Source organism: Saccharomonospora piscinae (assembly GCF_005862235.1).
Lineage (GTDB): Bacteria > Actinomycetota > Actinomycetes > Mycobacteriales > Pseudonocardiaceae > Saccharomonospora > Saccharomonospora piscinae.
The window spans coordinates 103,716-115,464 of sequence record NZ_VCEK01000006.1; the positions used below are offsets into that span (position 1 = coordinate 103,716).

General features: G+C 71.8%; 9 protein-coding genes. 6 read left to right on the forward strand and 3 right to left on the reverse strand.

Annotated elements, in window-relative coordinates; translation table 11 throughout:
* Window positions 1-15 precede the first annotated feature (15 nt).
* Both FFT09_RS21145 and FFT09_RS21150 read left to right on the forward strand, forming a co-directional pair.
* Complete coding sequence (locus FFT09_RS21145) at window positions 16-483, forward strand: MarR family winged helix-turn-helix transcriptional regulator (RefSeq protein WP_081190422.1); 468 nt, start codon at window positions 16-18, stop codon at window positions 481-483.
* Window positions 484-596: 113 nt separating this feature from the next.
* Window positions 597-2,015 carry a phytoene desaturase family protein gene (locus tag FFT09_RS21150; protein ID WP_081190423.1) on the forward strand — a complete coding sequence of 473 codons (1,419 nt, stop codon included), beginning with the start codon at window positions 597-599 and terminating at the stop codon, window positions 2,013-2,015.
* A 45-nt stretch (window positions 2,016-2,060) separates the two neighbouring features.
* Here the strand turns inward: FFT09_RS21150 and FFT09_RS21155 are convergent, their stop codons facing one another.
* The 3 genes from FFT09_RS21155 to FFT09_RS21165 all read right to left on the reverse strand — a co-directional run bounded on the left by FFT09_RS21155 (window position 2,061) and on the right by FFT09_RS21165 (window position 5,039).
* Window positions 2,061-2,498, reverse strand: coding sequence for a hypothetical protein (locus FFT09_RS21155; RefSeq protein WP_138383775.1), 438 nt, complete (start codon window positions 2,496-2,498; stop codon window positions 2,061-2,063).
* A gap of 111 nt (window positions 2,499-2,609) precedes the next feature.
* On the reverse strand, window positions 2,610-4,238 hold the full coding sequence (locus tag FFT09_RS21160) for an alkaline phosphatase D family protein (protein ID WP_244231449.1): 1,629 nt from the start codon (window positions 4,236-4,238) through the stop codon (window positions 2,610-2,612).
* A 276-nt stretch (window positions 4,239-4,514) separates the two neighbouring features.
* A complete protein-coding gene (locus FFT09_RS21165) occupies window positions 4,515-5,039 on the reverse strand; it encodes a DUF6292 family protein (protein WP_244231450.1) in 525 nt (174 codons plus the stop codon).
* Between the two features lie 373 nt (window positions 5,040-5,412).
* On the opposite strand from FFT09_RS21165, the gene FFT09_RS21170 reads away from it, so the two are divergent.
* From FFT09_RS21170 to FFT09_RS21185, 4 genes are all read left to right on the forward strand, one after another.
* Window positions 5,413-6,645, forward strand: coding sequence for an SGNH/GDSL hydrolase family protein (locus FFT09_RS21170; protein WP_138383777.1), 1,233 nt, complete (start codon window positions 5,413-5,415; stop codon window positions 6,643-6,645).
* Window positions 6,646-6,749: 104 nt separating this feature from the next.
* On the forward strand, window positions 6,750-9,362 hold the full coding sequence (locus FFT09_RS21175) for a WD40 repeat domain-containing protein (RefSeq protein ID WP_138383778.1): 2,613 nt from the start codon (window positions 6,750-6,752) through the stop codon (window positions 9,360-9,362).
* A gap of 21 nt (window positions 9,363-9,383) precedes the next feature.
* Complete coding sequence (locus FFT09_RS21180) at window positions 9,384-11,147, forward strand: substrate-binding and VWA domain-containing protein (RefSeq protein ID WP_138383779.1); 1,764 nt, start codon at window positions 9,384-9,386, stop codon at window positions 11,145-11,147.
* Between the two features lie 37 nt (window positions 11,148-11,184).
* On the forward strand, window positions 11,185-11,649 hold the full coding sequence (locus FFT09_RS21185; RefSeq protein WP_138383780.1) for a hypothetical protein: 465 nt from the start codon (window positions 11,185-11,187) through the stop codon (window positions 11,647-11,649).
* The last annotated feature ends 100 nt before the right edge of the window (window positions 11,650-11,749 follow it).

Sequence of the window (11,749 nt, forward strand, 5' to 3'; positions counted from 1 at the left end):
GGCTACACTGCGCCCATGTCCGCGCCGGAACCTGCTCCCGCACGCATGGCGGCCCTGCCGAGCTGGCTGCTCACCCAATCGGCCCTGCACGCACACCGACTGGTGAGTGAGGGACTCGCGGACGTCGGCGCCCGCGGCTATCACTACCGGCTGCTGGCGACCCTGGCCGAGTTCGGGCCTGCCAGCCAGAACACCCTCGGCCGCCGCAGCGGTATCCACGCCAGTGACCTCGTCGCCACGATCAACGAACTCGCCGACGGCGACTGCGTGCGCCGCGAGCCCGACCCCGGCGACCGGCGGCGTAACGTCATCTCCCTCACCACGGCGGGCCGGCGCCGGTTGCGGCGGCTCGACACGGCGCTCGCCCGTGTTCAGGACCGGGTGTGCGCGCCGTTGTCCGCCGAGGAGCGCGGCGAGCTGACGCGCCTGCTACGGACACTGCTCGCCCACCACACTGCGGAACAGGACCCGGGGCCGGAGTGAGCACCCGACGGAGAGAGGGGGCGGCACCGTCCGCATTCCGGTGGACGCCGTACGCCGGAACCACGCAGTAGTCTGCTCGCGGTGTCGGTTCCCGGTGAAGGTGCGCGAAAAACATGAGCAACGCTGTCGTGGTGGGTTCAGGCCCCAACGGGCTGGCCGCCGCGGTCACCCTCGCGCGCGCGGGGGTGTCGGTGACCGTGCTGGAGGCCGAAGCCGAACTCGGCGGGGGCACCCGCAGCGGTGAGCTGACCCTGCCGGGCCTGCTGCACGACCACTGTTCCGCCATACACCCGACCGGCGCCGGGTCGCCGTTCCTGCGGTCACTGGACCTCGCTGCCCACGGCCTGCACTGGGCCTTTCCCGAAATCGATCTGACGCACCCGTTGGAGGGCGGCGACAGCGCCGTACTCGTGCGCTCGCTCGACGACACGGCGGCGGGGCTGGGCGTGGACGGGCCGTCGTGGCGCAGGCTGTTCGGCCCGCTGACCGACCACTACGACGCGCTGTCCGACGAGATCCTACGGCCGATCGCGCACCTGCCCCGGCACCCGCTCCTGCTCGCGCGGTTCGGGCTGGCGGCGCTGCCTCCCGCCACCCTGCTCGCCCGCCGCTGGCGCACCGAACGTGCCCGCGCGCTGTTCGCCGGGCTCGCGGCGCACGCCATCGCCCCGCTGTCCCATCCGGCCAGTCCGGCAGTGGGCCTCGTCCAGGGCGTACTCGCCCACCGGCACGGCTGGCCGGTCGCGCGAGGCGGCTCCCGGGCGATCACGGCGGCGCTCGCGGACGTGCTGCGGCAGCACGGTGGCGTCGTCGAGACCGGCGTGCGGGTCTCGACGCTCGCCGACATCGGAGAAGCGGACACGGTGCTGCTCGACCTCTCACCGGGCAACGCGGCGCGCATCCTGGGTGACCGGCTGCCGCCCCGCGTGGCGCGCGCCTACCGCGCCTACCGGCACGGCCCCGCGGTGTTTAAAGTGGACCTCGCCGTGCACGGTGGTGTCCCGTGGCGCGACGAGGCCAGCCGACGCGCGGGAACGGTCCACGTCGGAGGAACCCTCGCCGAGATCGCCCACGCCGAGCGCGACATCGCCCGGGGCCGGATGCCCGCACGGCCGTTCGTGCTCGTCGGTCAGCAGTACCTGGCCGACCCCACCCGCTCGGCTGGCGACCTGCATCCCGTCTACGCGTACGCGCACGTGCCACACGGCTACCTCGGTGACGCCACCGGCGTGGTGCTCGACCAGCTCGAACGCTTCGCCCCCGGCCTGCGCGAGCGCGTCGCGGCCACCGCCGTCACCTCCCCCGCCGGCTTCGAGCGGACCAACGCCAACTACGTCGGTGGCGACGTCATCACCGGAGCCAACTCGCCGTGGCAACTGCTGGCCCGACCCCGCCTCGCGCGCGACCCGTACTCCACCGGGATCCCCGGTGTCTACCTGTGCTCCGCGGCCACCCCGCCGGGGGCGGGAGTCCACGGGATGTGCGGCCACCACGCGGCCCGATCGGCCCTGCGCCATCTCGGGCTGGGGTGACATGGTGCGCGCGGGGCGGGACTTACCCGGGCGTTGATCTCCGGCCTACCACGTGGTGAGGCTGATCGGCTGCCCGCAGTCGCCGGTGCCCGACTCACCCGCGCAGACCCGCAGGCTGCCGGTGGTGGGCCAGTACGAGGTCTCCGTGGCGACGTCGACCGTGCCGCCGTCACACGCCGTAGCGATCCTGGTCTCCAGCCCGGGCGCGAGGTCGTACACCCAGCGCACCCACACCGACGCGCAACCGGTTCCGGGACCGCGCAGTGCACCGGCCACGTGCAGCGTGGTGCTGGGCCACTGGCCCTCGGTCCAGCGCGTGCCCGAGGCGACGGCACCGGCGTGCGTGGCTTCCCATGCGGCGTCGATGGCGTCCGACGTGGACGGTGGCGCGGCGTTCGCGGCGGTGGCGGGCAACACTGCGGCACCCAGCACGGCGGCGGCCAGCACGACGCTACGGCGCCGTGTTCGCGGGCTTCGGATCATCGGCTCGCACCTCCCGGGTGACGTCGGCGAGGACGTTAACGAGGCCACCGTGCGAGCACCAGCGCCCTGCCGGGATTTCCACCGTTTCACGGACGGCGGGCACCCTTCGGCTCAGTCGTTTCCCCCATCGCCGGTCAGCGGGGTCCGCGCGTACTCCGACAGCCCGTCCTTCCCGCTGTGTTCCAGCACGGAGACCGCGTGGCGCCCCGTCAGCTCCACGGTCATCACCGCGTTGTCGAAGCAGGGGCCCGCGACGCGGGACCACGTGAAGTCCGGCGGCGGCACTCCGGCCCGACGGGACCGCGCGCGCAGCAGTCGTTCGGTGACGCGCCACCACGCCGCCGAGAACGCCGCCCGTACCGGCCACGGCGCCTGGTTGTGCAGCGGCGAGCACGTCAGCTGGTAGACCGGAGCCGCAGGCGGCGACGCGACGTGCGCCGCGCTGACGTAGCTGTGGTGCACATCGCCGGAGAGCACGAGCACCGAGGCGGGTGGCCGCTCGCGCGTGGCCACCCGCGTCACCAACCGGCCCAGACGATCGAACGACTCCCGGAACGCCGCCCAGTGTTCGAGGTCGATCGCCTGTCGCAGTGCCTCCGAGATCCGGCCCCGCAGCCCAGGCCGGCGGCACGCGGCCTCGTTGACCGACTCCGCGTGCGAGATCGCGGGCGGCAGCAGCCACGGCACCGACGTTCCGAGCAGGAGGTGGTCCACCTCGGCGGCGTCCGTCTCGGCGGCGTCCTCCACCCACGCGAACTCGGCGTCGTCCAGCATCGCGCGGCGGCCACCGGACAGGACGCGACCCGCGCGGCTGTCGATCATCAGCAGCCGCACCCGGCCGAACTGCCTGCGGTAGCTCCAGCGCACCCGCCGCACGCCGTCCGGGTCGTCGGCGGCGGCATCGGCGAGAGCACGCAGCACGTCGCTCTTGTCACCGGGCGACGCGAGCACCGCCGAGGCGGTCTCGTCGGCCTTCAACTCCGAGGGCCCCAGGTTGCCCAGGTGCTGGTACACCCAGTAACTGACGAACGCGTTGCGCAACCGTTGTCCCCACCACGGGGTGCGGCTCATTTTCTCCCGCCACGCAGCCGAGGTGTTCCAGTCGTCACGGACGTCGTGATCGTCGAAGATCATGGAAACGGGCACGGTGGACAGCAGCCACCGCAACGCGGGTTCCGACCACGTCTCGTGGTACAGGTGCGCGTACTCCTCGAAGTGGACGACCTCGGTACCGGGCGGTTCGGTGACGTCCCGGCGCCGCGCGAGCCACCGTCGCGTCGCCCGGCTCGTCTCGTCGGCGTACACCTGGTCGCCGAGCAGCAGTAACGCCTGCGGCCAGTCCCGCTCGGGCAGCGACGCCATCCGGTGGGCGTAGCGCACGAGCGCGTCGACCCCCTGCGCCTCGTCGGGCGAGGGATTGCGGCAGGAACCGAACACCAGCCGCAGCGTGGTGTCCGTGCTGTCGAGCGGCAGGGTGCGCACGCGGCTGGGCGGAAACGCGGAACCGGGCTCCGGCCACACCGTCGCGCCGTCCAGTTCCACGGTGTAGGGCAGCGCGCTACCCGCGTCGAGGCCGGTGAGTACCACCAGGGCGTAGTGATGCCCGAACACCTCGAACGTCGGCGCGCTCGTGCCGAGCACCGTCACCTCACACGCGGCACTCGTCTCGACCCACACGGTCGCGGAGTGCTCGTCGGCGTGCCGCAACAGCGGGCCCAGCACCAGCTCAGGTCCGTTCACCCCAGGGAGGCTAACCGCGAACCGGACCGGTGGGCGCGCCATGCCGCGAGCGCTGTCTCACGTTCACACAGGACTCTTACGCCGCTAGCCGTGTCCGCAAGCTGCGTAGCCGTGTCCGCAGGTTAGGTAGCCGTGTCCGCAGGTTGCGTAGCCGTGTCCGCAGGTTGCGTAGTAGTGGTGTCCGCGGAGCCCGGCGTGTGGAGGCTACAGAAACTGCGGACACCACTACGTCAGATGCGGACACGGCTACCGGAGCTGCGGACACGACGGCGAGGCTCAGCTGGCCCGGCCCATCGGCGTCGGGCGGGGCGGGGCCGACCCGCGGGTGGCCTGCGGCGGGACCAGTGGCGCGGCGGGTGCCGAGGTCCCTGCCTGCTCCGGGATGCCGGCCGCGAGACCCGCACTACGCGCCCGCAGCCGCAGGCCGCGGCGCACCTCGGCGGTCGGGAAGTCCGGCGGCGTTCGCTGCCCCGGCGAGTCGCCTCGCAGCAGTGCGGCGGTGTACGAAGCCACGACCTCCGGGGGAGGAAGCGGATCGTCGCCGAGGTAGCTCACGACGATGAGGTCCTCACCGCACCCGGTCTCGAGCGCCCCGGCCCAGCCGCACCGTTCGTCCCACAGCAGAGCGACGTCCCGGTGCGGGTATCCGGGCAGATGGCCGTCGACCGCGAGGTACAGGCTCAGCGGCTCCGACTGAACGTAGGACGAATCCCCGCTCATCCCGAGGGTTTCCACGACGCTGCGCACGTAGGTGCGCAGCCCTCCCACCATGGGGTCGGTCGACCCCATTTCCCATTCCATCCACACTCCATGACTCGACTGACTCAGGTTGATCGACTGATGAGTCAGATTTCCCCAACCCGGCAGCGCACCGGGCCGATCGATTGATACCCGGGCAGGTCATCACCCAAACGTGGCGCCTCAGTGCGGCACCGCAGGTCAGCCTGGTCAGAACCGATCCAGACCGCCCCCGGCTCCGTTCGACACCGCCGAGCAGGGCCGCTGTCGCTCGTTCGGCCCAGTGGTCCAGACCGTTGGTCCCCATACCGGAGCCGCTCGTCCCGCCGTCCCACCGTTGATCGCGAGCCGCTTGTGACCCGTCGCACGCCTTTGCTGATCTACATACCCCGGCAGTGCAGGCACTCGCGACAGCGAACAGAGAGGACGTCGGTCGATGAGACGAGCGCGATCCCGTATCGCGGTGGCAGCTCTCGGCGCAGCCACCGCGCTGGCCCTGCTCACCCCGGTCACCGCCCACGCGAGCGCGGGGCCGGGGCACGGCTGGGTCGGGAGCTGGCACGCGGCGATGACCACCGCCGCGTCGAGCGGCCCCTCGGCGGAGGGCTTCACCGACACGACCCTCCGCCAGGTCGCGCACCTGTCCGTGGGCGGTGACTCCCTGCGCGTGCGCCTCAGCAACGCCTACGGCACCGGCCCGCTGACCGTGTCCGCCGTCACCGTGGCACCACGGGGCGACAGCGCGGCGGGCACCCCCGCCGTCGATCCCGGTTCGCTCGCCCCCGCGAGCTTCGGCGGCCGGAAGTCCGTGACGATCCCGGCCGGCGCGGACTGGGTGTCCGACCCGGTGGACATCACCGTGCCCGACGACTCCGACCTGGTCGTCAGCATGCACCTGCCGGGACCGACCGGGCCCGCCACCACCCACCAGGCCGGGTACGCGACCTCGTTCACGGCCCCGGGCGAGGCCACAACGGACACCGGCGAGGCGTTCACGCGGCTCGACACCGCGCGCTACTTCCTCTCGGGGGTGGACGTCACGGCCCGCTCGCGGGGATCGGTGGTGTTCTTCGGCGACTCCATCACCGACGGTGTGGTCTCCACCGTCGACGCGAACCTGCGCTATCCCGACCAGGTCGCCGATCGGCTGCTCACGCGGCCGGACAGCCGCGAGTGCGGTGTGCTCAACAGCGGCATCAGCGGCAATCGCCTGCTCACGGACGCGGGATCGGCGGGCGAGCCCGCACTCGCCCGCTTCGAGCGCGACGTGCTCAGCAGGCCGGGGGTGCGCTCGGTCGTGTTGCTTGAGGGGATCAACGACATCGGAAACAGCCGCGGCGCGGTGGAGCCCGGCGAACTGATCTCCGTGTACCGGCAGTTCCTCGACCGCGCCCACGACGAGGGACTGCGGGTGGTCGGGGCCACGCTGACCCCCTTCGAGGGCGCCGGGTACTACACGGAGGAGGGCGAAGCCGACCGGCAGGCGGTCAACGAGTGGATCCGGAACTCGGGCGAGTTCGACGCGGTGGTCGACTTCGACGCCGTCGTCCGCGACCCCGACGATCCGGGCCGGATCCGCCCGGAGTACGACCCCGGCGACCACCTGCATCCGAACGACGCGGGCTTCGCCGCGATGGCCGGCGCGCTGGACCTGCGTACCGTCTGCTGAGCCCGCTCCCGGCGCGGTGGCCGCCATCGCGAGTGACGCACGACACAGTGCGAGCCTGGCGGTGCGGCCACCCGTCGTCGGCGGTTCTGGTGAACTGAATCACCATGAAACGCTTCGGTGGTCACGAGGGCGGCATTCGTGCCGTCACGTTCTCCCCGGACGGCACGCGGGTGCTCACGGCGGGCAAGGATCGGCTGATCCGGGAGTGGGACCGCGAGACCGGCGCCGCGCTGCGGCGGCTCTCGGGCCACGAGAAGCCGGTGCGGGCGCTGGCGATCCACGGCGACACGTTGCTGACCTGCGACGAGGGCGGGCAGGTCCGGAGCTGGTCGTACTCGGCGGGCCGGCCGCGCGGCACCAGCCGGATGACCTCGCGCTGGGCACTCACGGCGACGGCTGCCGCCCCGGCCGCGGAGGCGGTCGTCGCCGGGCTTCCCAACGGTGAGGTCATGCTGCACGACCTCCGCCGGGACGTGACCGAGCGGCTGCTCACGACACCGGGCTGGGTGCGGGCGGTGGCCGTGACACCCGATGCCGCGCGGGTGGTCGCCGGTGTGGAGGGTGCCGGTGCCTTCCTGCTCGACCGGGCCACTGGCACCTCACGGCAGGTGGCGGACGGCACCGTCCTGGCCGTGGCGGTGCGCGACACCGAGGTCCTCACCGGCGGTGCCGACGGCACGGTGCTGCTGTGGGACGCGCTCACCGGTACGGAACTCGTCCGGCTCGCGGGGCAGCCGGTGCCCGTGTCGGCGGTCGCGTTCGGCGACACGCACCTGTTCGCCGCCGCGGATGACGGCACGCTGCTCGCGTGGGAGCGAACCGCTCCCAGCGAGCCCACCGTCCTCACCGGACACACCGCGCGCGTGCGGGCCGTCGCCGCCGAGGACGGCGGCGACCACGCCGCGAGCGTCGCCGAGGACGGCACCATCCGCGTGTGGGACGCGCTGGTGGGCGCGCAGGTGGCGGGCACGGGGTTCACCGAGCCCGCGCCTCCCCCGCCGCTGCCGACGCCCACGAGCGACGAGGCCAGTGCCCGCGATCTGCTGGGATTCCGCCGGGATGTCCGGACCCTGGCCGCCATGATCGCCGATCGCACGACCGAGCCACCGCTGTGCGTGGCGCTGCTGGGCCCGTGGGGTTCCGGCAAGTCGAGCTTCCTGCGGCAGCTGCACGACCGGGTCGCCACCCTCGCCACCCTTTCCCGCAACAATCCGGGCCGCAGTGTGTTCGCCTCGTCGATCCGGCAGGTGCGCTTCAACGCATGGCACTACCACGACGACGAACTCTGGGTCGGTCTTGTCGAGCAACTGTTCGCCGACCTCGCCGTCCGCGACGGTGGCGAGCCGGCCGGTTCCGCCGACGTCGCCGGGGTGACCGCCGCGCGACGGCAACTACGCGCGCACCTGGCCGACCTCGAAACGGAACGGGAGAACGCGAACCGGTCGCCGCTGGCGCGGCTCGCGTTCCGGCTGCTGACCCGCACCCCCGACCCGGCACGGCGGCGCCACCGCGTCGTCGCCGCCACGGGTGCGGTGCTGGCGGTGCTGGCGGGCACGGCGGCCGTCCTGGGCTGGCTGCTCTGGCAGGATGTTCTCGTCGCCACCGCCGGTGCCCTGGTCGCGGCGATCAGCGCGATCGCCTCCGCCGCCACCGCCGCCGAGTCGGTCCGTACCTCGCTGGGACCTGCCGTGGCCGCCGTGCGCGAACGGCTCGCCGCGCCGCACGACGACCTCGACACCGAAATCCGAGCCGTCCGGGAGCGGTTGAACCAGCTGGACGCGGCACACCGGCTGGGAACGCTGGTCGACGAGGTGCGCCACGATCGGTACGCGCACTACCGGGGTCTGCTCGGGCGCGTCCACGAGGATCTGGGCGCGCTCGACGCGAACATGCGCGCGGCGCAGACCGAGTGGCGACTCGCGGGATCGCAGGGGCCGCCGCCGCTGCAACGCATCGTGCTCCACATCGACGACCTCGACCGGTGTTCGCCCCGCAAGGTCGTCGACGTCCTCGCCGCGGTCCACCTGTTACTCGCGCTGCCGCTGTTCGTCGTGGTGGTGGCGGTGGACCCCCGCTGGCTGCGCACCTGCCTGCGCGAGGCGTCGCTGCCGCCGGAATACCTCGACAAGATCTTCCAGATCGTGTTCTCGCTGCGCCCCATGGGCCCGAACACCGGCTCGCTGATCGACGCGTTGCTGCCGGAACCGGCCACGGGCGACGTCACGTCGGCGGCGACCGCGGGCGCGCACACCCCATCCGGCCCCACGGAGGCCGGCGGCGATGCCGACGACCGGGTGCCGGACGGCGGGTCCGGTGCCACGGTGCCGAGGACGACGGAACTGCGCACCGGCCGGTTGCTGCTCCGAAAGGAGGAACGGGACTATCTGCACCGGATCGGCCCCAGGCTGCCCACGCCGCGCGCCGTGAAGAAACTGCTGAATCTCTATCGGCTGGTCCGGGTCGAGATTCGCGACGAGGACTTCGCCGCGTTCCCCTATCGGGTGGTACTCGACCTGCTGGGGATGCTCGTGGCCGAGCCCGCCTCGGCACGCATCCGTTTCCAGGCGATTCTGGGCGACGACGACCTCGTATCCGCGATTCCCCTTGAATGGCACGCCGGAATGGCCGATGATCGCCAGACATATCGCCACTGGATCGGCACCATCGCGCGGTTCGGTTTCGACACGCACGATCTGGTGGCGCCGGGGCCGGGGTAGCTGGGACAGGGGGTCGTCCGGTTGGGAACGCGCCGCACCGCGCCGCTGGCGGCGGGCTCGCTCGTCGGAGCCTGCCTGGTGATCGCCGCCGCACTGCTGCCCACCCGCGCGCCGTCGGTGGATTTCTCCGACTGCGTCACCCTCGACGTCAGCGTCTCCACCGAGAAAGGGGACCTCGTCGAGGAGATGGCCGAACGCTATAACGACGAGCAGCGGGTGATCGGTGACCGCTGCGCGCACGTCGAGACCGACAAGCTCACCTCGGGTACCGCGTCGGAGGAACTGGCCACGGGCTGGGACGAGCAGGCGACCGGCGCACCGAAGCCCGACGTATGGCTGCCGAGTTCGTCGCTGTGGGCGCAACTGCTGGAACACCGCACGGGAGAGGAGCTGGTCAGCGGCGAGGAGAAGTCCGTCACCACCAGTCCGCTGGTGATCGCGATGCCGGAGAAGATGGCACGCGCGCTGGGCTGGCCCGAGGTGGACCTCGGCTGGTCCGACCTGCGGGATCTCGCCAACAACCCGGACTGGGGCGAGCGCGGGCACCCGGAGTGGGGCCGCTTCGCCATGGGCAAGGACAACCCGTACCACTCCACGTCCGGGCTCGCGGCGACCATCGCCACCTACTACGCCGCCACCCGGGACCGGGGCGGTTTCAGCGAGCACGCCGTGTCGCGGGACGCCGAAGTGCAGGCGTTCGTGCGGCAGGTGGAGTCCTCCGTCGCGCACTACGCCACGGACTCGGTGGTCTTCCTCGGCAATGCCTACACCGAGGACCAGAAGGGATCCGACAAGCCCTACATCAGCGCCATGATCACCCAGGAGCAGATGACCTACCTCTACAACGCGGGCGCGCCCACCGGTGATCCCGCCGATCTGAACACCCAGCCGCCCCCGAACGACCCGCTGGTGGCGATTCACCCCGCCGACGGCACGGTGATGATCGACCACCCGTACCTGGTGCTGGCTGGCACGAGCGGGCACACCCGGGAGGTGGCCGCCGACTTCCGGGACTACCTGCTGGCGGAGGAACAGCAGGCGGCGTTCGTGGAGCACGGCTTCCGCGACAGCGAGGGCCGCACGAGCGAGAAAGTGGCCACCAGCGTGGGCACCACGGCGCAACGGAGTGTGGACTCGATCGACCTGCCGTCCGCGAAGCTGGTCGAGACGATGCTCGACCGGTGGCGGACCTACCGGCTCAGAGCCGACGTGCTGCTGGTGCTGGACGAGTCGGCGTCGATGAAGGAGACCAGTGACCCGAGAGCCACCGAGTCGGTGTCGAAGCTCGAACTGCTGGAGTCCGCCGTGCAGCGTGGTCTGGACCTGCTTGACAACGATGACCGGGTGGCACTGTGGACGTTCTCGACAGGCCCGGACTACACCAGGAGAATGCCGATGAGCCCGGTCGGCGAGGTACGCGACGAGCTCTCGCACGTCGTGCGGGACGACCTCAGGGGGAAGGGCAATACCGCGCTGTACAACACGACCCACGCCGCCCACGAGATGATGCGCGAGAACCTCGATCCCGGCCGGGTCAACGCCATCGTGTTGCTGACCGACGGCCACGACACGGTGCGCGGCGGGGTGTCCCGGGACGAGTTGCTGGACTCGATCGACGCGGAGCACCTCGACACGTCGGTGCGAATATTCACCATCGCCTACGGGCGCGACGCCGACGTCGAGGCCCTGGAGGCGATCGCGACCAGGTCCAAGGCCGCCGCCTACGAGGCCAGGGATCCGTCCGACATAGACCAGGTGTTCGTCAGTGCCCTCAGCAACTTCTGACAGTGCCGGGCGCGCCGCGAGTCGCGACCGGACGACCGTGGCGCTCGCACTGGGCTTCGGAGTGGTGAGCGGCGTCGTCGCCGCGGCGCGGCAGGGCTGGTGGGGGCTGCTCGCCGCCGCGCTCACCGCGGGCGCGGTGTACGGCACGGTGGTGGTGACGAGCGTGGTACTGGGAACGGGGGCGAACGCGACCGAGGCGGTGCCCTCCGTCCGGGCGCAGGAGTTGTATCAGCGATGTCTGCGGGCACTGCGGGAGCTGCCGGTCGCCGACCCCGGCGTCCGGGCGGGCGCGGGCGACGTGCTGCTGCTGGTCAACGAGGTCGACGGCACCGGCCGTGCTGGCGAGGTGGACCAGGTCGTGGGAGACCTGCGGGTGGTCGTGGAGCAGCTGGAGCGCATGCGCTCCGAAAGCTCGGATGCCGAGCTCCTGCGCAAACTGCACGTGCTGGCGCAGAGCCTGGAGAACAGCATCTCGGACGCCCGCCGCCGCATCGCGCTGTGACCCTGCGGGGTGGTCACCCACGCAGCCGGCCAGCGGTGTTGGAGTATGTGGTCGAAAGCGACGGGTTCTAACACCGGACAAAGCACCCTGTCCCTGCTGG

Coding starts and splice junctions, on each gene's coding strand:
- FFT09_RS21145 (WP_081190422.1), top strand. CDS start 16: ATGTCCGCGCCGGAACCTGCTCCCGCACGCATGGCGGCCCTGCCGAGC.
- FFT09_RS21150 (WP_081190423.1), top strand. CDS start 597: ATGAGCAACGCTGTCGTGGTGGGTTCAGGCCCCAACGGGCTGGCCGCC.
- FFT09_RS21155 (WP_138383775.1), bottom strand. CDS start 2,498: ATGATCCGAAGCCCGCGAACACGGCGCCGTAGCGTCGTGCTGGCCGCC.
- FFT09_RS21165 (WP_244231450.1), bottom strand. CDS start 5,039: ATGGAATGGGAAATGGGGTCGACCGACCCCATGGTGGGAGGGCTGCGC.
- FFT09_RS21170 (WP_138383777.1), top strand. CDS start 5,413: ATGAGACGAGCGCGATCCCGTATCGCGGTGGCAGCTCTCGGCGCAGCC.
- FFT09_RS21175 (WP_138383778.1), top strand. CDS start 6,750: ATGAAACGCTTCGGTGGTCACGAGGGCGGCATTCGTGCCGTCACGTTC.